This is a genomic window from Erwinia sp. SLM-02 (assembly GCF_037450285.1).
Lineage (GTDB): Bacteria > Pseudomonadota > Gammaproteobacteria > Enterobacterales > Enterobacteriaceae > Erwinia.
In genome coordinates this window covers 700532-724331 of sequence record NZ_JAQISN010000001.1, presented here as the reverse complement: position 1 = coordinate 724331, position 23800 = coordinate 700532, and the positions used below count along the sequence as shown (strand labels likewise).

General features: G+C 55.7%; 18 protein-coding genes. 6 read left to right on the top strand and 12 right to left on the bottom strand.

Features of this window, described 5'->3' with window-relative positions; genetic code table 11:
- Window positions 1-44: 44 nt before the first annotated feature.
- Entirely contained in the window at window positions 45-2660 is a 2616-nt protein-coding gene (gene pepN, locus PGH32_RS03370; RefSeq protein WP_337893176.1) for an aminopeptidase N, read from the bottom strand.
- 262 nt (window positions 2661-2922) lie between these two features.
- Here pepN and pncB point away from each other — a divergent pair, with 262 nt between their 5' ends.
- The 5 genes from pncB to PGH32_RS03345 all read left to right on the top strand — a co-directional run bounded on the left by pncB (window position 2923) and on the right by PGH32_RS03345 (window position 8909).
- Complete coding sequence (gene pncB / locus PGH32_RS03365) at window positions 2923-4128, top strand: nicotinate phosphoribosyltransferase (protein WP_337893175.1); 1206 nt, start codon at window positions 2923-2925, stop codon at window positions 4126-4128.
- A gap of 166 nt (window positions 4129-4294) precedes the next feature.
- Window positions 4295-5695 carry an asparagine--tRNA ligase gene (asnS, locus tag PGH32_RS03360; protein WP_337893174.1) on the top strand — a complete coding sequence of 467 codons (1401 nt, stop codon included), beginning with the start codon at window positions 4295-4297 and terminating at the stop codon, window positions 5693-5695.
- A gap of 298 nt (window positions 5696-5993) precedes the next feature.
- A complete protein-coding gene (gene ompC, locus PGH32_RS03355) occupies window positions 5994-7112 on the top strand; it encodes a porin OmpC (RefSeq protein ID WP_337893173.1) in 1119 nt (372 codons plus the stop codon).
- A 225-nt stretch (window positions 7113-7337) separates the two neighbouring features.
- A complete protein-coding gene (locus PGH32_RS03350; protein ID WP_337893172.1) occupies window positions 7338-7607 on the top strand; it encodes a hypothetical protein in 270 nt (89 codons plus the stop codon).
- Window positions 7608-7718: 111 nt separating this feature from the next.
- Window positions 7719-8909, top strand: coding sequence for an amino acid aminotransferase (locus tag PGH32_RS03345; protein ID WP_337893171.1), 1191 nt, complete (start codon window positions 7719-7721; stop codon window positions 8907-8909).
- 47 nt (window positions 8910-8956) lie between these two features.
- On the opposite strand, the gene PGH32_RS03340 is transcribed toward PGH32_RS03345, so the two are convergent.
- From PGH32_RS03340 to cmoM, 7 genes are all read right to left on the bottom strand, one after another.
- The gene (locus PGH32_RS03340) at window positions 8957-9586 is read right to left on the bottom strand and encodes an MBL fold metallo-hydrolase (protein ID WP_337893170.1); all 630 of its coding nucleotides are present in this window, start codon (window positions 9584-9586) and stop codon (window positions 8957-8959) included.
- Between the two features lie 42 nt (window positions 9587-9628).
- Window positions 9629-10177 (bottom strand): YcbK family protein, encoded by a 549-nt coding sequence (locus tag PGH32_RS03335; protein WP_314419828.1) that lies wholly within the window; start codon window positions 10175-10177, stop codon window positions 9629-9631.
- Window positions 10178-10363: 186 nt separating this feature from the next.
- Window positions 10364-12217 carry a L,D-transpeptidase gene (gene ldtD, locus PGH32_RS03330; RefSeq protein ID WP_314419830.1) on the bottom strand — a complete coding sequence of 618 codons (1854 nt, stop codon included), beginning with the start codon at window positions 12215-12217 and terminating at the stop codon, window positions 10364-10366.
- A 163-nt stretch (window positions 12218-12380) separates the two neighbouring features.
- Window positions 12381-16838, bottom strand: a complete 4458-nt coding sequence (gene mukB / locus PGH32_RS03325; protein WP_314419831.1) for a chromosome partition protein MukB — start codon at window positions 16836-16838, stop codon at window positions 12381-12383.
- Window positions 16839-17558, bottom strand: coding sequence for a chromosome partition protein MukE (mukE, locus tag PGH32_RS03320; protein ID WP_314419833.1), 720 nt, complete (start codon window positions 17556-17558; stop codon window positions 16839-16841).
- Window positions 17539-18861, bottom strand: a complete 1323-nt coding sequence (gene mukF, locus PGH32_RS03315; RefSeq protein WP_314419835.1) for a chromosome partition protein MukF — start codon at window positions 18859-18861, stop codon at window positions 17539-17541. The genes mukE and mukF overlap by 20 nt, the downstream gene beginning before the upstream one ends.
- Window positions 18858-19643 (bottom strand): tRNA uridine 5-oxyacetic acid(34) methyltransferase CmoM, encoded by a 786-nt coding sequence (cmoM, locus tag PGH32_RS03310; RefSeq protein ID WP_337893169.1) that lies wholly within the window; start codon window positions 19641-19643, stop codon window positions 18858-18860. The genes mukF and cmoM overlap by 4 nt, the downstream gene beginning before the upstream one ends.
- A 126-nt stretch (window positions 19644-19769) precedes the next feature.
- Here cmoM and elyC point away from each other — a divergent pair, with 126 nt between their 5' ends.
- Entirely contained in the window at window positions 19770-20558 is a 789-nt protein-coding gene (gene elyC, locus PGH32_RS03305) for an envelope biogenesis factor ElyC (RefSeq protein WP_337893168.1), read from the top strand.
- Here the strand turns inward: elyC and PGH32_RS03300 are convergent.
- From PGH32_RS03300 to PGH32_RS03285, 4 genes are all read right to left on the bottom strand, one after another.
- Window positions 20535-21428 carry a YcbJ family phosphotransferase gene (locus PGH32_RS03300; RefSeq protein WP_314419842.1) on the bottom strand — a complete coding sequence of 298 codons (894 nt, stop codon included), beginning with the start codon at window positions 21426-21428 and terminating at the stop codon, window positions 20535-20537. The two genes, elyC and PGH32_RS03300, sit on opposite strands and share 24 nt — an antisense overlap.
- 137 nt (window positions 21429-21565) lie before the next feature.
- On the bottom strand, window positions 21566-22312 hold the full coding sequence (gene kdsB, locus PGH32_RS03295) for a 3-deoxy-manno-octulosonate cytidylyltransferase (RefSeq protein ID WP_314419844.1): 747 nt from the start codon (window positions 22310-22312) through the stop codon (window positions 21566-21568).
- A complete protein-coding gene (locus PGH32_RS03290) occupies window positions 22309-22491 on the bottom strand; it encodes a Trm112 family protein (protein WP_105593439.1) in 183 nt (60 codons plus the stop codon). The genes kdsB and PGH32_RS03290 overlap by 4 nt, the downstream gene beginning before the upstream one ends.
- Window positions 22492-22575: 84 nt before the next feature.
- Window positions 22576-23793, bottom strand: coding sequence for a winged helix-turn-helix domain-containing protein (locus PGH32_RS03285; protein ID WP_337893167.1), 1218 nt, complete (start codon window positions 23791-23793; stop codon window positions 22576-22578).
- Window positions 23794-23800: the final 7 nt, after the last annotated feature.

Sequence of the window (23800 nt, the reverse complement as noted above, 5' to 3'; positions counted from 1 at the left end):
GGGGGCGATGCGATCGCCCCCTTGACTCAACGCTGACGCAAAACTCAGGCGTTCAGCGCTTTCTCTATCTTCTCAAACAGGTCGCCGGAAAGCTTATCCAGCCCTTTCAGCTGTTCCAGGGCCTGGCGCATTAACGCCTGACGATGGGCGTCGTAACGCTTCAGGCGAATCAACGGTTCGATCAGCCGTGCGGCAATCTGCGGGTTGCGGGTATTGAGATCGGTCAGCATTTCAACGAGGAACTGATAACCGCTGCCGTCCTGCGCGTGGAACGCCGCCGGGTTGGCTGCGGCAAATGCACCGACCAGTGAGCGAACCCGGTTCGGATTACCGAGGGTGAAGGAGCGGTGATTCAGCAGCGATCTGACCTGGGTCAGCACATCTTCCGCCGGGCTGGTCGCCTGCAAAGCAAACCATTTATCCATTACCAGACCGTCATGATGCCAGCGCTCGTCAAATGCCGCCAGCAGCTCAGAACGGCACGGCAGCTGTGCCGCGACGGAGGCGGCCAGCGCGGCAATGCTGTCGGTCATATTGTTGGCGCTGTGATACTGGTCGCTGACCAGCTTATCGGCCGCCGTCGCATCGGCGAAGGCCAGATAGCTCAGGCAGACGTTTTTCAGCGCGCGCCGGCCTATATCCGCATGCTCAATACGGTATTCACCGGTCTGATTGTCACGATACACCGCCTGCAGCTCATCCGTCAGCTCTTCGGCCAGGGTGCGCACCAGCGCTTCCCGCACGACGGCTATCGCCTGCGGATCGATTGTATCGAACAGCTCGGCGATTTCATTTTCACTCGGCAGGGTCAGGATCAGCGCCATCAGCGCCGGGTCACTGTTCTCTTCCAACAGTACCGCACGGAAGGCATCCGCCACGTGCAGCGGCAGAGAAAGCGGCTGGCCCTGCTGATGACGGGCGACGTTAAGCCGGATATGATTCACCATCAGACTCTGCGCCGCATCCCAGCGGGAGAAATCGTTACGGGCGTGGCGCATCAGGAAGGTCAGCTGGGCGTCGCTCCAGTTGTAGTCCAGCTTAACCGGCGCAGAAAACTCACGCAGAAGCGACGGCACGGGCTGCGTCGAAACGCCGTCAAAGACAAACGTCTGGAAGCTTTCCGTCACGTTCAGCACGTGATGCACCGGATGACCGTTGTGCTGTAGCGGGATCGGCTGGCCTTTGTTGTCATACAGTTCAATATCCAGCGGGATATGCAGCGGCAGCTTCTCCTGGCGATCGGCCGTCGGCGGGGTCATCTGGGTGACGTGCAGCGTGTACTGTTCAAGCTCGGGGTTATAGTCATCGCGCACGGAGATCACCGGCGTACCCGACTGACTGTACCAGCGGCGGAACTGCGACAAATCCACATTTGAGGCATCTTCCATCGCCTGAACGAAGTCATCACAGGTTGCTGCACTGCCGTCATGGCGCTCGAAATAGAGCTGCATCCCTTTCTGGAAGCCCGCTTCACCCAGCAGCGTGTGCAGCATACGAATCACTTCCGAGCCTTTTTCATACACCGTCAGCGTATAGAAGTTATTCATCTCGATCACCTGCTCAGGGCGAATCGGGTGCGCCATCGGGCTGGCATCTTCCGCAAACTGCGCGCCGCGCATCACGCGGACGTTATCAATACGGTTCACCGGGCGGGAACCCAGATCGGAACTGAATTCCTGATCGCGGAACACGGTCAGCCCTTCTTTCAGGCTGAGCTGGAACCAGTCGCGGCAGGTCACGCGGTTGCCGGTCCAGTTATGGAAATATTCGTGGCCGATGACCGCCTCAATACCGAGGTAGTCCTTGTCGGTTGCCGTTTCCGCCTTCGCCAGCACGTATTTAGAGTTAAAGACGTTCAGGCCTTTGTTTTCCATCGCGCCCATGTTGAAGAAATCAACGGCCACGATCATAAAGATATCCAGGTCATATTCCAGCCCGAAGCGTTCTTCATCCCACTTCATGCTGTTTTTCAGCGAGGTCATCGCCCAGTCTGCGCGGTCAAGATTGCCGCGATCGACGAAGATTTCCAGCGCCACGTCGCGCCCGGAACGGGTGCGGAAACTGTCGCGCAGCACGTCGAAATCACCGGCAACGACCGCGAACAGATAGCAGGGTTTCGGGAACGGATCCTGCCATTTAGTCCAGTGACGGCCGCCTTCAAGCTCACCGCCGTCTATACGGTTACCGTTTGACAGTAAATAAGGATAGAGCGCCTGCTCGGCAATAATGGTCGTCGTAAAGCGCGCCAGCACGTCCGGGCGGTCCAGATACCAGGTGATATGACGGAAACCTTCGGCTTCACACTGCGTACACAGCGCCTCGCCCGATTTGTACAGTCCTTCCAGGGCGGTATTTTTATCCGGGTGAATGTCGTTAACAATCTTCAGCGTAAACGCCTCAGGCAGGCGGCTGATAACCAGCGCCCCCTCCTCCAGCCGGTAATGCTCCCAGGGCTGTTCATCGACGGCAATTGACACCAGCGTCAAATCTTCTCCGTCCAGGCGCAGCTCGGCGTCGGTGCTCGCCAGACGCTTAATCTGGCTGACGGCGGTGACCCTTGTGGTACTGGCATTAAGATCGAACGTCAGATCGATATCGGTAATCGTGTAATCGGGTGCACGATAATCATGGCGGTTCTTAGCTTGCGGCAGTTGCGTCATAAGTCCTTCTCACGTCGATAATTAATTTAACTTTTCAAGTTTATTCCTGTTATCGCATGGTTGCCACGTTGATTCCACATCAAACGCGGGATTGATGGAAAATGATACATACTGTTAACATGAGCACATAATGTCCTCGACCAGCCCGCCTGAATTGTGCTGTGATCGGGTTCAATAAATGAGTATTCGGGTTATACTCCTGCGACTTTTTTCCATTTGAACCAGGGATAACGCTCTTCGCCAGAGGATGCTGAAACGCACCATGACACGACACGCTTCCCCGATTTTGACTACGCTTCTGGACACCGACGCCTACAAACTTCATATGCAGCAGGCGGTTTTCCACCGGTATCATGACGTTACGGTTGCAGCTGAGTTCCGCTGCCGTGGTGACGATATGCTGGGCCTGTATGCCGATGAAATTGTGCAGCAGATAAAGATGATGGCGACGCTGGCGCTGAACGATGAAGAGTTCGCCTATCTCTCCAGCCTGCCCTTCTTTACCGCTGACTACCTCAACTGGCTAAGGGAATTCCGATACGATCCGCAGCAGGTTCAGGTGCGCAATAATCTGGGCAAGCTGGATATCCGTATCAGCGGCCCGTGGCGCGAAGTGATTATGTGGGAAGTCCCACTGCTTGCGCTGATCAGTGAAGTCGTTCATCGACACCGTTCACCGCAGGTGACGGCGGAAATGGCCGTGGATAAACTCAAAAGCAAACTCGATAAGTTTGCGGGTTTGACCGCTGACCTTGATATGTCGCGCTTCCGCCTGATGGATTTCGGCACGCGTCGCCGCTTCTCGTGGGACGTGCATCTGGCGATTGTCAGTACGCTGAAACAGGACTTCCCGTGGCTGGTGGGATCGAGCAACTATGAAATCGCCCGCCGTCTGGATATCACGCCGATGGGCACTCAGGCCCATGAATGGTTCCAGGCGCATCAGCAAATCAGCCCGGTACTGGCTAACAGCCAGCGCGCTGCGCTGCAGGCCTGGCTGGAAGAGTACCCTGACCAGCTGGGTATCGCTCTCACCGACTGCATCACTATGGATGCCTTCCTGCGCGATTTTGGCCGCAACTTTGCCAGCGCCTATCAGGGACTGCGCCATGATTCCGGCGAGCCGCAGGAGTGGGGGGAGAAAGCGATTGCCCATTATCAGCAGCTGGGCATTGACCCGCTCAGCAAAACGCTGGTGTTCTCCGACAATCTGGACCTCGACAGCGCCGTATCGCTTTATCGTCACTTCGGCCAGCGTATCAACGTGGCGTTCGGTATTGGCACCCGCCTGACCTGCGATATTCCTCAGGTTAAGCCGTTAAATATCGTCATTAAACTGGTGGAGTGTAACGGCAAGCCGGTGGCCAAGCTTTCCGACAGCCCGGGCAAAACGATTTGCCAGGATCAGGCCTTCGTTCGCGCACTGCGTAAAGCCTTCGATCTGCCGCTGGTGAAGAAAGCCAGTTGAGACTTCCCTTAGGGCCAGGCGCTTTCTGGCCCGCAACATCCTTAATACTGAATAAATCTCCCCACATTCATTGAATTCCTCTTGTTTCTCCTCGCCCGGCAAGTAACATAGCAAGACCCAAAATTTGGGGTAACCATTCCTTTCAGATCAATAGTGAGAGACTTATATGAGCGTTGTGCCTGTAGCGGATGTACTGCACGGCCGGGTTGCGGTTGACAGCGAAGTCACCGTACGTGGCTGGGTGCGTACCCGAAGAGATTCAAAAGCCGGTATTTCCTTTATCGCCGTTTATGACGGTTCCTGCTTTAATCCCGTTCAGGCTGTGGTCAATAATTCTCTGAATAATTATCAGGATGAAGTGCTGCGTCTGACCACCGGCTGTTCCGTGATCGTCACCGGTAAAGTCGTGGAATCCCCGGGTGAAGGACAGAGCTTTGAGATCCAGGCGACCCACGTAGAAGTGGTGGGCTGGGTTGATGACCCGGATACCTATCCGATGGCGGCTAAACGCCACAGCATTGAGTATCTGCGAGAGGTTGCCCACCTGCGCCCGCGTACTAACCTGATTGGTGCCGTTGCCCGCGTGCGTCACACGCTGGCCCAGGCGCTGCATCGCTTCTTTGACGAGCAGGGCTTCTTCTGGGTTTCCACACCGCTGATCACCGCTTCCGATACCGAAGGTGCCGGAGAGATGTTCCGCGTGTCCACGCTGGATCTGGAAAACCTGCCGCGTACGCCGGAAGGTAAGGTCAATTACGAAGAAGATTTCTTCGGCAGAGAATCGTTCCTGACCGTCTCCGGCCAGCTGAACGGCGAAACCTACGCCAGTGCGATTTCTAAAATTTATACCTTCGGTCCAACCTTCCGTGCCGAGAACTCCAACACCAGCCGTCACCTGGCTGAATTCTGGATGCTGGAGCCGGAAATCGCCTTTGCCGATCTGGAAGATAACGCCGCACTCGCCGAAGCGATGCTGAAATACGTCTTTAAAGCGGTACTGGAAGAGCGCGCTGATGATATGGCCTTCTTCGCCGAGCGCGTAGATAAAGAAGCCATCACTCGTCTGCAGCAGTTTGTCACCACCGATTTCGCCCAGGTGGATTACACCGAAGCGGTCGAGATCCTGCTGGCATCCGGCCAGACCTTCGAGAACGCGGTTTCATGGGGTATCGATCTCTCCTCCGAGCATGAGCGCTACCTGGCTGAGAAACACTTCAAAGCACCGGTGGTGGTAAAAAACTATCCGAAAGACATCAAAGCGTTCTACATGCGCCTGAACGATGACGGTAAAACCGTGGCGGCGATGGACGTGCTGGCTCCGGGCATCGGCGAAATCATCGGTGGTTCGCAGCGTGAAGAGCGCCTGGATGTGCTGGATGCTCGTCTGGCAGAAATGGGCCTGAATAAAGAAGATTACTGGTGGTATCGCGATCTTCGTCGTTACGGTACCGTGCCGCATTCAGGTTTCGGTTTAGGTTTCGAACGTTTAATCGCCTATGTCACCGGTGTACAAAATGTAAGAGACGTTATCGCTTTCCCACGCACGCCGCGGAACGCTTCTTTCTGATTTCAGAATTAAATATAAGAAATTCATATATATACAAAGGCCAGCCTCGCTGGCCTTTTTTTATTTTTGTAAATTTTGAGTTCACTCACAAAGTTCCCTGTTTTTTACATCTTGTTACACACATTTTCCTTCTGTAACCAGAATAGGAGATTAGTAGCATTTTCCAACTAGATTAACCGCGCTACGAATGGAAAGATGCGTGCAGACACAGGAAGACACCAAACTCTCATCATAGTTCTGTAATGAATTCTTGACGGCAGTGGCAGGTGTCCAAATAACTCCAATGAGGGTAATAAAAATGATGAAGCGCAACATTCTTGCAGTGGTTATCCCAGCTCTGTTAGCAGCTGGTGCAGCCAACGCAGCAGAAATCTACAACAAAGACGGCAACAAACTGGATCTGTACGGTAAAGTTGATGCGCGTCACACTTTCTCTGACAACGCTGGCGATGACGGCGATGCAACTTATGTGCGTTTCGGTTTTAAAGGCGAAACTCAGATTAACGACCAGCTGACCGGTTACGGCCAGTGGGAATACAACATTCAGGCTAACCACACTGAAGGCGGCGCTGACGTGCAGTCTGGTAACAAAACCCGTCTGGGCTTTGCTGGTCTGAAATTCGGTGACGCAGGTTCATTCGACTACGGTCGTAACTACGGCGTGATCTACGACGCAATGTCTTACACTGACCAGCTGCCAGTGTTCGGCGATGATACCCTGTACCAGGACAACGATAACTTCCTGATCGGTCGTTCTTCAGGTGTTGCTACTTACCGTAACAGCAACTTCTTCGGTCTGGTTGACGGCCTGAGCTTCGCTGTACAGTACCAGGGCAAAAACGAAGGTCGTGAAGCCAAGTTCCAGAACGGCGACGGCTGGGGTACTTCTGTAGCTTATGACACCGGCATGGGCATCAGCGCAGTAGGTTCTTACTTCTCTGCTAACCGTACCGTTGAGCAGAAAGAAGACGGCACCGGCGACAAAGCTGACGCATACGGCCTGGGTCTGAAATATGACGCAAACAACGTATACCTGGCGGCATTCTACGGTGAATCCCGTAACACCACCAACTACGGTGCAAGCAACGCGGCTGTAACCAACATCGCTGCTAACAAAACGACTAACTTCGAAGTGGTTGCACAGTACCAGTTCGACTTCGGTCTGCGCCCATCCATCGCTTACCTGCAGTCTAAAGGTAAGGAACTGGACGGCTTCAGCGGTAACGGTTCTACCTACGGCGGCGGCGACGCTGACCTGGTTAAATACATCGAAGTGGGTACCTACTACTACTTCAACAAAAACATGTCTACCTATGTTGATTACCGTATCAACCTGCTGGACGACACCGATTACACTCGTGCAGCTGGCAAATCTACCGACGATACCGTTGGTGTTGGCCTGCAGTACCAGTTCTAATTGCCTTTTGCCGGTGGGCTTGCCCACCGCGCAACTCGCAACAAACGGGGCTTCGGCCCCGTTTTTGTTTTTCCTCTCTCCGCTGGTTTCATCTTTTTACACCGACTCTGCGATCCCCTTCCCAACCCAGCCGTAAACCCGCACCCGACGTGACAAATAGGGTGATATTTTCAACAGCTGCCGTAGACTTATGCTTAAACAGGGATTTGGCATAAGGAAGACGCCATGGACATCATGATCGATCGGATTGAGCAGCTTGAAAAAGATACCGGCCAGATTAAAATCGATTTGGCGTGCCTGACGGCGCGGTCTGAGGCATTCGCCACTAAAACCGATTTGGCGGAGCTGAGAACGGAAATGCATCAGAGCCTGGCGGGCATTCATAAAGAAATTGGCGGCATGCATAAAGAGCTGGCTAACCAGACTCGCTGGATAATGGGGACCGCCGTCGCTATTGCAGCGACCTGCATGACCATCGTCAAAGTTTTCTTTTAGGGAAGCTTGATCTTCACCCGGCTTTTTTAGCGCAAACGGTTGGCAATTTCGCCTTTCTGACGGTAACCTGATTGCTCACTTCGCTTTAGATTAAGCTAACGGACTTCAATTATGTTTGAACGTATTGCAGCTGCACCCGCCGATCCCATTCTTGGTTTAGCCGACCTGTTTCGTGCTGACGATCGCCCAAATAAGATCAACCTCGGTATAGGGGTGTATAAAGATGAAACCGGCAAAACGCCGGTGCTGACCAGCGTAAAAAAAGCTGAGCAGTATCTGCTGGAAAACGAAACAACCAAAAATTACCTCAGCATTGACGGTATTGCGGACTTTGGCCGCTGCACGCAGGAACTGCTGTTTTCAGCCGACAGCGCCCTCATTAGCGCAAAACGCGCACGCACGGCCCAAACGCCTGGCGGAACCGGTGCCCTGCGTATTGCTGCCGATTTTATTGCTAACCAGACCAGCGCTACGCGCGTTTGGGTCAGTAATCCAAGCTGGCCGAACCACAAGAACGTGTTCGCTGCCGCTGGCCTGGAAGTCTGCGAATACGCCTACTACGACGCGGCGAACCACGCGCTGGACTTTGATGCACTGGTCAGCAGCCTGAGCGAAGCACAGGCCGGAGACGTGGTGCTGTTCCACGGCTGCTGCCATAACCCGACCGGCATCGACCCGACTGCGGCGCAGTGGGAAGAGCTGGCAAAACTGTCGCTGGGTAAAGGCTGGCTGCCGCTGTTCGACTTCGCCTATCAGGGGTTTGCACGCGGTCTGGAAGAAGATGCAGAAGGCCTGCGTATCTTCGCTGCCAGCCATCAGGAACTGATTGTCTGCAGCTCCTACTCCAAGAATTTTGGCCTGTATAACGAGCGCGTAGGGGCATTCACGCTGGTGGCTGCAGAAGCAACCGTTGCGGATACCGCATTCAGCCAGGTTAAAGCGACGATTCGGGCGAACTACTCTAACCCACCGTCTCACGGTGCGGCCGTGGTTGCGACTATCCTCAGCAACAGCGCCCTTCGTGCCCTGTGGGAGCAGGAACTGGCCGATATGCGTCAGCGCATCCAGCGCATGCGTCAGCTGTTTGTGAATACGCTGCAGGACAAAGGTGCTAAAGGTGATTTCAGCTTTATCATCAACCAGAACGGCATGTTCTCGTTTAGCGGGCTGACAAAAGATCAGGTTGTGCGCCTGCGCGAAGAGTTTGGCGTTTACGCAGTAAACTCCGGTCGCGTTAACGTGGCGGGTATGACCCCTGATAATATGTCGCCACTGTGCGAAGCCATCGTCGCCGTGCTGTAATACGGTTCTGATGAAATAAAAAAGCCTGCGTTTGCAGGCTTTTTTATTTATTGCAGAAAGGGATTACTGATTCTTTCTCGCCCCAACGTTGAGACAGGACCATGACCGGGAAGAAATGTCACGTCGTCACCCAGCGGTAAAAGTTTATTATGAATGGAAGCAATTAAATCACTGTGGCTGCCCTGCGGGAAATCCGAGCGTCCGACACCACCGTTAAAAATAACGTCACCAGAAACCAGCAGTCGGCCTGCGCGGTCAAAAAACACAATATGCCCCGGGGTATGGCCAGGGCAAAGCAGGACTTCCAGCGTAACATTACCTACGGCGACCGTCTCGCCCTCTTCCAGCCAGCGATCCGGCGTTAAAGGCGCGCAGTAGTCAAAACCAAACATCTGGCTCTGGGTCGGTAATCCTTCCAGCCAGAACAGGTCCGCCTTATGAGGGCCAACAATTTTCACCCCATAGTGCTCTGCAAGTTCGGCCGCGGCCCCGACATGATCGAGATGGCCGTGGGTCAGCAGAACCAGCCTGATTTCAACATCCAGGGCGGCAATTTCACGCTTAATCTTGTCAGCATCGCCACCGGGGTCAACCAGCGCCGCTTCGCGGGTTTCCGGGCACCAAATCACCGAGCAATTCTGTGCGAATGCCGTTACGGGAATAATATGATAGTTCATAACGCTCCACTGCCGGCGACCACATGACGCCGGCGTTCCGTTTTACCAGTGCCTGACAGGGCCGGTATCAATATGCACAAAGTTGCTGCTCGGGTAATAGCCTACACCACCCGCTCGCAGAGCGAGAGCAGCTTTGCGCACATTGCTCAATGCAATGCCTTCAATATGGAAGTCCATCGCCTGACCGAGCGTGTGGTAGCTGTGTTTAGCCACGCCACGACTGTGAGAACGCAGAGAATTATTGGTGGCCAGTGAACGGTAGCCGGAAATAAGCTGAACGGGTTTGCGGGTATCAAGCATAGTTTGCAAACGGAAGAGCTGATCGAAAAGATGCGGATCGATATTCTTTATTTTATTTGCCCGGTAATCGCGGAAAAAATGATTCAGACGTACAAGTTCGTCTTTGTCATATTTTTTGCCATTAAAAAATTCCGTTTTCAGGCTTTCACCGGTATTCAGATTGCTCAGCGTCAGAACCCGGGGACGGGAAGTGGAAAGCGAAGCAAATGCCTGTGAAGGAAGGAGAGCGATACCCAACGCAGCTCCTCCTAACGCCAGCAATTTACGGCGGTTAGAGTCGAATTTGTCCATTAATCAGTATTACCTGGAAAAAGTAGTGAGAATCGTGCCTTTACAACACCGTCAGAAACCTTACCGATGTAATAAAGGTCCGTCAACCCGACAAAACTTAAAGTGGTGCAGGGAAGGTAACAACATCCACTGCACCACGCGTAGGCGAATTTACGACTCACCACAGAACTGCTGAAGAATCAACTGCTAGAGCAATAACTGACCAGCCCGCGCCAGGATCTGTGCCCCGGAACGTGCCGTGCTGTCATAATTGTAAATATCTGTACGAAACTGCGGTTGTCCGTCATCGGCAACCCAGGCAGTGAGGTAATACAGGTTGACCGGTATCCGCTGACGGATAGAGACAAACCGGGTACTCCCTTCCTTTAACGCGCTGGAAATTCGCGTATCGTTCCAGCCAACGTCCTGTAACAGCAAATTAGCCAGATCGGAAGCCCGATTCACGCGGACGCACCCCGAGCTGAGGGCACGGATATCCCGCTGGAACAGGCCGTGGTTAGGCGTATCGTGCAGATAGATCGCATCTGAACTTGGCATGTTGAACTTATAACGCCCCAGCGAATTCGTCGGGCCGGGAGCCTGACGTATGCGATACGGGAAAGAAGCGGCGGAAACCATACTCCAGTTGATCATTGAAGGATCGATCACTTCTGATTCACCGCTCCAACCCGACAGCAGCGTATAGTTGTGCTTGTAGAGATAGCTGGGATCCTGCTTGACCTTAGGCACGATATCTTTGCGCACCAGCGTGGTTGGCACATTCCACGGCGGGTTGAGCACTACGTTGTTGAGTGCGCTGCGCATCAGCGGCGTTTTACGATCCGGTCGGCCAACGATTACCCGCGAGGAGAGGATCTCATTGCCGTTGACATAATAGGCCAGTGAATAATTAGGAATGTTGACCATAATGCCGTTGTGCATATCATCAGGCAGCAGCCGCAGCCGCTGGATATTCAGCGCCAGCAGCGATGCCCGCAGCTGAGGCGAAACATTCAGCCATTCACGGGTACGCAAACCAATTAAGCCATCCGCCTCCAGCCCCTGCCAGCGCTGAAAACGCTTCAGCCCTTCCACCAGATCGGGCGTATAAACATTATCGCTGTTAACCGGCACCACGGCACCCTGCACATTACCGATATTATTCGGTGTTTCAGGCTGCACATCCGTAGTGGTGGTTGCCGATGGACTGACAACGGCGCTGCTAGCGGCCTGATTCTGCCCGGCTCCAACGTCCGCCTGTACGTTGTCATCGTCATGAACCATCGGTGCATCAACGGCCCCTACCACTTCATCGGCAGGCTTAGGCGGCTCATTAGCCGCCGACATCATCCCGGTACGCTGCAGGATATCGCGCAGCGCGGGCACATCATTACTGATCTGCCCCGGGCGGAGGGTTTGTCGGTCCGTCAACTGCGGCCACGGGCGGCTGTCCGTGAGTAGCGTCTTCAGCGCACCGTGCATACGCGAATACTGCGGATGCTGAGGCGCCAGCGAGAGAATGAATCCGTTCAGGCTGCCGTGCGTCAGCGATTTCTGCCACTGATTGATGACCGACAGCGGCGGCGTTTCCATTTTGTAGGGCACGTTACTGTACAGCCAGACCTCGCCCTTGCTGGGTACGCTGGAGGTGAACTGCAGATACCCCAGCAGCGCATCAGACAGCACGACATCACGCGCCAGTCCGCTGAGGTGCGAATCAGTCAGCATTTTCACCCACTGGGTAAACTGTGGCTGAACGCCTGATATCGCCACTTCAGCGAGCTGCTGCTGGAACTGTTGGATAGCCTGACGATCCTGCCACATCGGCTGCATGCCGCGGCTGGCATAAAGCGGAGCCAGCGTTTTAAGATAAAAAGGCGAACCGAAGCGCGACATCGCAGCGGTAATTTCAGCCTGGCTCTGCGCGACGGAAACATGACGAGTCACCGGGGCGGAGACAGGCGGGATTCCTGCCAGAGAGGGAGACACACAGGCCAGCCCAAACATCAGGCTACAGCCGAGCACAATGGCCTTAGCGATAAAAGATTTCTGCAGCAACATCCTTGCTCCCTGTATAAGTCAGCAAATAATACTGAGCGATAGTGAACATCTATTTTAAGTATATAAACAGAAAACGGCATTTGCCTCTTACGTTGCAAATGCCGTCATTGAGAGTAATCCGCTAAGGGGAATTTTACCACTTCCGCCCGGGAATAATTCTGCGTCAGCTGGCCGTCGGGCTGCTCTCCGTGCCACCGGCAGGAGCCGGGGTATCCGCGGAGAATCCGCGCAGCCCGACAACGTGCACGTGCTCGGTATTGTTGAATACCTTACGCACTAACTTGTAGGTTGTGCCTTTTTCCGGGCTGATATTTTCCGGTGCCGCAATGATCAGCTGCATTTCCAGACGGTCACACAGTTCAAACAGCGTGGCGATTGACTTCGCATCCAGACGGGCGGCTTCATCAAGGAACAGCAGACGGCACGGCGAAATATCCTTACCGCGCAGACGGCGTGACTCTTCTTCCCAGCTCTGCACCACCATCACCAGAATCGACATCCCCGTACCGATCGCTTCGCCGGTGGAGAGTGCCCCGCTTTCCGCACGCAGCCAGCCGTCGGAACCACGGTTAACTTCCACTTCCATTTCGAGGTAGTTACGGTAGTCCAGCAGCTCTTCACCGATGGTCTGCGGCGTACGCTGCCCCACATCAATCTGCGGATTCAGGCGCTGATACAGTTTCGCCAGCGCTTCAGAGAAGGTCAGGCGATTACTGTTGAACAGATCCTGATGCTGTTCATGCTCTTCTGAAAGCACGTCCAGCAGCGTCGAGTGCGCTTCACGAACATTGACGTTCAGCCTCACGCTGTTCACCTGCCCAAAGCTCACCGCCTGCAGCCCCTGATTCAGCTGACGGATACGGTTTTGCTCGCGCAGGATGGTTTTGCGGATAATGTTCGCCACGCTGCGTGAGCTGATAGCCAGCATCTGCTCGCGGGCGGTCAGCTCTTCGGTCAGACGGTTGAGTTCAATCTCCATCTGTTCGATCGCTTCGACCGGATCGTCGGTACGAATAATATCCTGGCGAATACGCTCGCGCAGGTGCTGATACACGGCGATAAAGAACTGGATCTTACGCTCAGGACGTTTCGGATCTTCCGATAAACGCAGCACATCGCGCAGGTGTTCGTTATCCGCCACGGCCAGGCGCAGTGCCCCCAGCGCCTTATCCGACATTGAGCGCAGTTCATCACCGCCCAGGTAGGCCAGTTCACGCCGGTGCAGACGGCGCTCAACGCCATTGTCTTTCACCAGGCGCAGTACGGCTACCCAGCCCGCTTTGGCATTCACCACCTGTTCACGTCCCTGGTGGTACTCACGCTCAACGCGACGCAGTTTTTTCTGCAGCGCATCCATTTCGGCTTCACAGAAGGTGATCTGTTTTTCCAGCTGGTTACGGCGGGCACGGTTATTACTTAACGCGCTGTAGAGTTCATCACGACGCAGGCGCGCACGCTCTTCGGCGCTGGCATCGGCCTGTACGCCGATATCCTGCATCTCCTGCTGCAGCTCTTTCAGCATATCGCGTTTGGCATCATAAGAGCTTTTCAGCGACGCCAGCACCTGCGAATACTGCGTCAGCTGGGTCTGATGCTGGCGAAGCTGTTCACGCGCGCGCGCGCGTTCGCCTTCCGCCTGCTCCAGCCGCTGGCGCAGTTTCTCATTCAGATCGCTGGTGCCGTTGAGCATACCGGCTGAGTCGGTGTAGCTGAAGTGCGCCCGACGCTGAACCACTTCGGTCAGCGCAAAGGCCTGCTGTCGCGCATCACGCTGCTGCTGCTGCGCCTGCTGATAGTCCAGCTTGAGCTGCTCGTGCTGCTCAGGGTCGCTTTGCAGTACCGAGAGAATCGGCTCCAGTCGGGTCAGCTGCGCCGCATGCTGCTGCAGGAAGCGCGCGGCTTCCTGCGCTTCGTCAAGACGCTCAAGCACTTCGTCGTAGCGGTCCTGCAGCGTCTCATCCAGCAGCAGGCTCACGCGTGGCAGCAGGCGATTCAGCTGCGCAACACCCTCTTTTGCCTGATCGAACTGCTGGCGCTGCTGCTGATTTTCACTTTCATGGTTGCTCAGCGCCCGTTCTACTTCACTGCGGCGGACATTAAGCTGACGCATCTCCGCTTCAGGATCGGATTCGAAGGCCACGCCAAGATGGCTACCGACAAAACGGCTGAAGGACTGGTGCAGACGCTGCGCTTTCTGCACGTCGAAAGAGAGCGTGGCATAGCGCTCGGCGAGCGTTTCACGTTCGGCGTGCAGCAGCTCCAGCTGATTTTCACGCGCGGCGCGGCCAAACAAAGGCACTTTCGGGAAGCGGGAATAGCGCCACTGGCGATCTCCGGCTTTCACCACCACCGCCTTTTCCAGCTCCTCAACGTTAAACACGCTGTCATCAAACGACTGCGGATCGCCTTCAATCAGATAGAGATCTTCCGGGCAATCTTCAAGACCGTCCAGCAGATCGCGGACCAGCGACAGATCGGGCACTACAATCGCATGACGAGACGGACCGTACAACGCCGAGAAATAAGGCGCGTCGTCGATGGTCACATCATCATAAATTTCCGACAGCAGCACGCCGCCAAACCGTTCAGCCAGGGCATTGAGGCGGTTATCTTCCGCCCCGCCCGGCTGGCTCAGCCGTTCGATTTGCTGTTCGAGGTCGCGCTTGCGGGCGGCCACTTCATCGCGCTCAACGGTCGTTTCACGCTCGCTCTCCAGCAGCTGCTGCATGAACTCGGTCACCTGCTGGCTGCTTTCCAGCGGCTGCCCGGTCTGTTCGCTGAGCTGGGTCAGGATCTCCTGCGCGGCCAGCCACTGAGGCGCCTGGCGGGTAAGACGGGTAATACGCTCACGCAGCTGCTCCAGCTCCTGGCGCAGGGTCATACGGCGCTCACCGGCATCGGCTACGCTATCGTTGAGCAGCTCAATCTGAGCTTCCAGCTCCCCGTGCAGCGCCTCAAGTTCGTCGGCTTCAACGCGATTGCCGTGGCGTTTGCAGAACTCATTCAGCAGGCGTTCAGCGTCCTGCTGTTCGCGCAGACGCTGCTCCAGCTCCGAAAGGCGGGAACGCAGCGGCTGAAGCTGCTCCGCGTGATAGCGCTGGTTTGCCGCATCGCGCAGCATGTCGCGCCCGACCTGCCATGCGTCGGCGCGGCTGACCGGGCCGGCAATGCGCGTCACCAGCTCAAAAGCCTGCTCAAACTGGCTGTGGGCGGCCTGCGCCACGCTCATTTTCTGTTCCAGCTGCAGCAGTTTTTCGGTCGCTTCCTGCTCTTTCGCCTGGAAGGTTTCCTGCCACTCTTCGGCATTGTCCACGCTGAGATCGCCCAACTGGCAGATCGCTTTCGCGCGTTGCAGCGCCTGAAGCGCCTGCTGGTACTGAATGGCGCGGGTCTGCTGCACGTCCAGCGCCTGCTGATAGTCGGCCAGCTGGCTTTTCAGTTCGTCCACTTCCAGCTCGGCCGCTTCACTGCGCGCTTCGTTCTCTTCCTGCACTTCGCGCGCTTCCGCTACCACTTCGTTCTGCTCTTCCAGACGGAAGGTCAGCTCTTCGAGATCGGCATCATAGCGGTCGATTTTTTCCTGCTGACGCAGTGCGGTCTGCACCAGGTTGAGATGATCGCTGGCACCCTGATAGTCGGTTTCAAGGTCGCTTTCCGCGCCGTTCTGCTCGGCCAGTTCCCGCGCCATTTCCACGTGACGGAACTGTTCGGCCACCAGCTGTTTACGGCTGGTAAACAGCTCGCTGCGCAGCTGTATGGCGCCGTCCAGATGAATGCGTCGCTCGTTGGCGTGACGCATGTAGTCTGCCGCCACGTAGCTGGTCGCTTCCGAAATCAGGTGCTTGAATAAATCGCGGTCGGACTGCGTGACCCGAATCGCTTCCAGCGTCATGCGGTTTTCCCGCAGCGCGGCTTCCATATCCTGGAATGCCTTACGCACGCCGCTGTTTTCCGGCAGGAGGTAATCGCGCAGTGAGCGGGTGATTGCGCTGGAGATACCGCCGTACAGCGAGGCTTCAATCAGACGATAATATTTGCTGCGGTCGGCGGCAGAGCGCAGGCGACGAGCCACAATACCCAGATCAAACATCACCGAGTGATAGTCAGTAATCGAGTTATACTGTTTGAACTGCACGCTTTCCATCGCTTCGAACTTGTCTTTCAGTTCGCTGAGCGGCAGCACGCGCGCCTGACGGGCATTGACCGTTTCGGTCAGAATTTCCGTAGGATTGATTGCCGTTGGCAGTCCGTGAATACTGAACGGTTTGATATCCACTTTACGATCGCGGCCTGCCACCTGCTGCAGGCGTACACCGACAACCACGCGCTGATGACGGGAGTTCACCACGTCCAGTACGGCGTAGCACACGCCAGGGCGCAGTTTGCCGTGCAGCCCCTTGTCGCGAGAACCGGATGTCGCCCCGGCTTCGGTGGTGTTACGGAAGTGCAGCAGCGTCAGATCGGGGATCAGCGCGGTAACGAAGGCCGCCATGGTGGTGGATTTACCGGCACCGTTACCGCCGGAAAGCGTGGTGACCAGCTCATCAAGGTCAAAGGTACGCGCAAAAAAACCGTTCCAGTTAATCAGCGTTAGTGAGCGAAACTTGCCACGTTCAATCATTTATTCTTCCTCTCCGCTTTCCCGCGCGCTGTGGTCTGCTTCACCATCATCATTCTCATCGTTCAGCGCCAGTCCACCGTCCAGCTGCATCGCTTCGCCATCGCGGATCATCCGCAGCTGTGCATCACGGGCATCATCACCGCTGCGCACGTCGGCACCAAAACGGAATACCGATTCGGTGATGCGGAACTTGCTGCTGTCATTGCCCATAAACCACACCATGCCCAGACGGCGCAGGCGATTCAGTGACGCACGCATTTTTTCCTGCAGCTTCTGCCGGTCAAGGTCAGAACCGGTTGAACGCTGGTTGACCAGCTTCAGCAGCTTGCCTTCATCCGCCAGAGACATCAGTTCATCATGCAGTTCCTGCTGGCTGAAGATCCCTTCATTGGCCAGACGTTCCGGACTGAGGTAGAGATAGCAAAGAATTTTACCGACCATCATATCCAGCTCGGAAAGGACCGAACGCGGGATCAGCGTGGTTGACCGCGGGCGAAGGTAGAAAAAACCTTCCGGCGCGCGGATCAGCTCAACGTTATAGCGCGAATAAAACTCTTCCAGAAACTCCTGATAGTCCATCAGGAAAGCGTGGTTATCCAGCTCTTCAATACCAATATGGCGGCCTGCGCGCAGCTGGCTGTCCAGCGCCGGGAAAATCGGGTTAGCCAGTGCCTGCGCCAGTTTAACCGGCATCACTTGTTCAATATTTGTCGATGACATGTGCCTGCACCTTGGCTCCGTAATCATTAATGGCCTGCCACTCAGCGGACAGACCGGAGAAATCTGCTTCGGCCACGCCTAAGCGTACGGCCTGGTCGACAACAATACGCGCCACGTCAAAGTGACGGACTCGCGGGTACTGTGCCAGGTAATCACGCATCACCGCGCCCAAATCCAGCGGTCGCTTCTGCGCTTTGTAAACGGCCAGCGCCTCTTCAATCATCGCGGCAAGCTGCTCGCGAATTTCATTAAACTCTTCATATTCCAACTCGGAAGGCAGCTCGCCGGTAACCTCTTCATTACGCAGCGTCAGTTCTTCATCGCGCATATCGTACAAACGATCCGCATTGGCATAGGTTAACGCCCACGGCATATCGAAATAATTCTGTACTGAAACACGGAGGCGCTGGGCAAAGACGCGGTTTTTATCCATATCGATCGCGGTACGGATAAACTTATGCACGTGGCGATCGTAGCCAATCCACAGGTCGATAGCCTGCTGGCCCCAGCTGATGATGCGATCGAGTTTGTTTTGCAGATCGAAGACCAGCTTGTCGATAAAGCCGAGATCCGGACTGTTCATGATGGCATCCTGGATCCGCAGCAGGTTCGCCTGCAGCTTATCCCCCGCCGCTTCCAGCGTGTCCTGCAGTTCGCGCAGCGTTCCGGACGTTTCATTTAACAGCAGCTCACAGCTGGATATTGCCGCGCGCCAGTCTTTGTTCAACAGCTGGGCGATATCGTCTTTTACCGTCTGCTGCTGCTCATCCATGATGCGCTGGGTAATGTCGATGCTGTCGAAGATTTCAGCAACTGAATATTTAAGCGGCGCAAACACATTGCGGTGCCAGTGATACTCATCGCCGTCTTCCTGAGCGGCATCGGCGGCCTGCTTGAGTTCACCCGCCACGATAGAGAGCTGCATAGACAGGCGCAGCGTAGAGAATTCACGCTGGCGGATGTAGTAATCGGTGATGCCAATCGCCAACGGAGTCAGGCGATATATGGCATTACCTTCTGAAAATTCGCTGGTAAAGCGGTTAAGCAGGCGCTGGCGTACCATGTCATTGATGGCATTGTTCGCACGTACGACAACGGTTTCACTGGTCTGCTCAAACCCGTCACTGACGTGACGAAAAGCGTCAATCAGTTCGCCTTCACTCATTTCGCCGTCCATCCGCTCGCCGTTTAAGGCGGCAACGGCAAGCAAAAATGCCAGACGTTCGGTTGGCAAAGAGACGGAAAAATCATTTTTTCGCGCCCAGGCCACCAGTTCAGGTACAGTCTGGGAAAATTCACTCATAACTCGTCCTTTTGAATGGGTTTCCGCGCTGTGACGTGGATGTAACGCCCTAAACTTAAAAATGGCTCCTGGTGGCAGTACTGCTTCTCCAGCGCCAGAACCTCATCAAATCGTTCACTCTGTTTGTTTTTATCACGCAGATAATCGTGAAATACCCGAATCCCGGTTTTGTTCTCAATGGTGAAACCGCACTCCTCCAGCCAGCCATAAACCTGCTGTGGATCGCGCGGATAGTCGGGGGAAAGCGTCTTACGTTTGCGCTTACTCAACCCCGCCTGCAAATAACCAAAGTTACCTAACACCATTGTCTGCATAGTCAGACCATTGATGTTATAGAACATCAGTGACAATACGCCACCCGGTTTGAGGACATCGTACAGCGCGCGTAGCGCCTGCTGCGGTTCTGCCACCCATTCGAGCACAGCGTGAAACAATACCAGATCAACGGGCGTATCCAAATGTTGGCCTGCCTGCTGAGCGCTGATTTGTTTAAATTGCATGTTGTCGCTCACACCTTTTTCTTCGGCGAGACGACGAGCCCGGCTGAGCATTTCGGCTGAGAGATCGCACAGAACAACGCGGTGCCCCAGTGCGGCAATACCGCAGCCCGTTTGCCCTTCCCCGCCTCCGGCATCCAGCACGGACAGGGGACCGGCAGGAAAGGTGGTCAGCAGCGCATCCAACTCCTGCCAGAGAATTGCCTGGCGAATACGGCCTTTCGTCGTACCGTAAATATTTTTGGAGAATTTTTCTGCGATATCATCGAAGTTGCGATCCTGCATGCTGACGGCTCCGGCTTTCAGGGGTGATTCAGACGGTCATTTTCGCATACACTGGCAGATAATAAACCTTTCAGTCATCATGCGGCTTCCGGGTGATGTTTTTTCGGACAAAAGGAACCTGTTTTCATGCTTTTTACCTTAAAAAAAGTCATTGGGGGGATGCTGCTTCCTTTACCGGTGCTGCAGTTACTGATGGCAGTAGGGATTTTACTTCTCTGGTTCTCACGATGGCAGAAAAGTGGCAAAACGCTTATCTCCGCTGCCTGGCTACTGTTGATGCTGCTGGGCCTGCAACCGGTCGCAGACAGCCTGCTTCGGCCGCTGGAAACCCGCTGGCCTACCTGGCAGAATCAGCATCCGGTTGAATACGTGGTTGTCCTCGGCGGAGGCTATACCTGGAACCCGGACTGGGCGCCCAGCTCCAACATGCTGAATAACAGCCTGCCGCGCCTGACGGAAGGCATCCGCATCTGGCAGGCAAATCCGGGTGCGAAAATGATTTTCACCGGGGCGGCGGCGAAAACAAATCCGGTGAGTACCGCTGAGGTCGGTTCGCGCGTGGCGCAGTCGCTGGGCGTTCCGGCGGAGGCCATTATCACTCTGGATAAGCCGCGGGATACCGAAGAAGAAGCGCAGGAAGTGGCGAAAATTGTCGGCAAAAAATCCTTCGCGCTGGTGACCTCGGCCAGCCACCTGCCGCGGGCGATGGTTTTCTTCCAGCGTCAGGGTTTACAGCCGTGGCCTGCTCCGGCCAACCAGATGGCCATTGACTCTCCTATCAGCTACTGGGATAAGTTCACACCATCGGCGTTATGGCTGGGACACAGTGAGCGAGCGGTCTATGAATGGATCGGGCGACTCTGGCAGGCAATTAAACCGGGGGCGGCATCGTCAGCGCAGCCAGGGGAGGAGTGATGTCGCCGCAAGATTAAACCGCTGGCGATCGAACTGCGCGGTAAAGATCAGGTGCTGCATCTCCTCCCAGAGAATATACAGCCAGCGGCGCGCAACAAACTCCTCGGCTACCGGTGCCCGCTGCAGGTAGCTGGTCAGCAATTGCTCTCCCATGGCGCTGCCGCAGAGCGGATGGAGATCGAACTCGCGAGGTGCCCAGAGCACGTTACCGGGGCTGACCAGCGCCAGCAGCTGGTCGCCTCGGGCATCTTTCAGGATGCTGCTGAGCGTCAGATTACCGTGAACCAGCACGCAGGGATCGTCAAAACCGTTAAACAGGGCCGCCAGATTTTCGCGACTGCGGTACAGTATCTGCCGGTCCTCCTGCGTCAGCAGCGACGGCCGAAGATAGCTGAGCGTTGCCCAGATAACCTCCACCCGCTGAATGTACCAGGCAGGCCAGTTATTCCGCTGGGTGCTGTCTACCGTTCCCACCAGGCCATGGCTGTCCGTTTTATGCCAGCTGAGTAACCCTTCTACGATTTGCTGCTGTAGCTGCTGCCAGCGGGTGTGGGTGCGGGACGGGGCTTCCACGGATACGCCGCCCATCCGCTCAATCAGTAAAACCTCGTGCAGCGGCATCTGCTGGCTGATAACCAGACCATAAATTGCCGGCACGCGTACCTGGCCTTCGCGCGCAAGCAGCGACAGCTTGTGTGCCTCCTGTGCAGCAATGCCTTTAATGCGGAAATACTTGGCAACCATCGGCAGCGAGTAGCCGTTGTCATCGTATAGCGTATAGAGGCTGGCGTCCGGCTGGCGTTTGATACATTCAACGCGGCTTACCGACTCGCCCAGTACCAGGGCCAGTTCATTACGAAGTTGTTCCATCTCTCCTCCTGTCAGGTTAAGAAGGTCATACCCTGTAGATGATGCGGGTATCTATGATGGCGCTGAGGTAGGGAATTTGCCCTCTACGGGATCAAATTCAGTGGAGAATCAGGGGCCAGACGCTGGCCCCGCAGAGATTACTGCATTGCTTCACGTACGCGAAGTAAATCCTCCGGCGTATCAACACCCACGCTGGGTATCGCTTTGGCGACATCGACGTGGATTTTCTCGCCGTACCACAGCACGCGCAGCTGCTCGAGCAGTTCTATCTGTTCCAGCGGGCTGGCTTCCCAGCTAACGTAACGGCGGATGAAGCCCGCGCGATAGCCATAAATACCGATGTGGCGCAGGAAGTGATCGCCAATTTCTTCGCGCGAAGTACTGAAACGCTCGCGATCCCAGGGAATGGTAGCCCGGGAGAAATAGAGCGCGTAGCCGTTGGCATCGCGTACCACTTTTACCGCGTTCGGATTGAATGCTTCTTCCGCAGAGGCGATCGGTACCGCCAGGGTTGCCATGCCGGCTGAGCTCTTCGCCAGATTGTCCGCAACCTGGCGAATAATCACCGGCGGGATCATCGGTTCATCGCCCTGCACGTTGACGATCACCGCATCATCCGGGAAGTTGTATTTCTCAATCACTTCCGCCAGACGCTCCGTGCCGGACTGGTGATCCGCGCGCGTCATGCAGACTTCACCGCCAACGGCCTCAACCGCACGAGCGACATCCGGGTTGTCGGTGGCCACAATAACGCGGTCCGCGCCGGACTCAAGCGCGCGTTCCATCACATGAACAACCATCGGCTTGCCGTGGATATCAACCAGCGGTTTGCCCGGCAGGCGGGTCGATGCAAAGCGGGCAGGAATAATGGCGATGAAACTCATGGATGAGTCTCTTCCAGCGTCAGGGAGCGGGCTTCGACTTCCAGTAAAACAGGGATGCCGTCGCGAACCGGATAGGCCAGACCGTCAGGCTTACAAATCAACTCCTGCTGGTCTTTATTAAAGTACAGCTTGCCGTGACAGACAGGGCAAGCAACGATTTCGAGTAAACGATGATCCATGGTTCCTCCGTAATGGACCCGGAATTACAGTAGGTAAAGAATACCATAGCTGCCGCCGGTGCTGTTGCTTACTTAGGGTATTAATCAATCCTGTGAAGTTGAGAAGACGGCGGGCCAGTGGCCGCGGAGCGCCTGCGGCATCTTCCCAATTCTCACCTGCCCGGCCCCCTGCCAGCGGGCAAAGCGGATCAGCGCACGCTGCAGATCGTTAAGCAGCTGCTGGCTGATGCGCACGCCCGGCTCCAGCCAGAGCTGTTTCACCTCTAAAATACCCTCCCTGCGCAACATCCGGGCATCCATCCGGCCCTTTAAGGCGCCCCGATGCAAAATCGGCAGAACAAAATAGCCGTACCGACGTTTGGCTTCAGGGGTATAGCATTCCAGGCGATAATCGAAATCAAACAGCTCAAGAGCCCGCCTGCGATCCCAGACCAGCGGGTCGAAGGGGGAAAGTACGGCGGTGTGCGTCGCCACCTGCGGGGTCTCCAGCTGCGGGTAGCGGGTGTGATGAACGTACAGTTTCCCGAGTTTTTCCACGTTCACCTCACGGACACGATCCTGTTCCAGCCATTGTGCAAGCTGGGCGGCTACCGGCGCGCGCTTCAGTCGGTAATAGTCCGACAGCCATGACGGATGAAAGATACCGAGGCTGCCCGCACTGCGATCCAGCATCTGCTGCACGGCATCTTCTTCGCTCAAGGCATGCAACCGATCGTCCCACTGCGGCATCATCCTTTGCCGGAGGTCGTACACCCGCTGGAAGTTCCGCCGTTCCGCCACCATCAGCTCCCCGGCGCTGAACAGATTCTCCAGATGTCGCTTGTGCGGTTTCCAGGACCACCAACCCGGCTTTTGACCCGGCGGTGCGGCGAAGTCGGCAGACCTGACCGGGCCACCTGCACGAACCGACTCCAGCAGTTCACTGATTTCCTGCTGATGCTGGTCCATCCATGCCTGATTATATTTCCAGCCGAGCGCCACCGGGTTCAGCATGCGGTGGCGCAGCAGGGGATAGTCTTCAATGGGAATAAAGCAGGCCTCATGCGCCCAGTATTCGAAGAGCTGTCGCTGAGCCAGCGCCTGCTCCAGCCATTCTGCGGGATAATCACCGAGCCGGCTGAACAGCACCAGAAAGGGGCTGCGGGCAACAACGTGGATGGTATCGATTTGCAGCAAAGACATCTGCCGAATGGTGGCGAGCAGATCGTCGAAGCGCGCTTTGCCGCTGCGCGGGCGCAGAAGCCCCTGCGCCGCCAGCTGTATCTGGCGGGCCTGGGTCAGAGAAAGACTTGAGGAAATCATGGCGCTA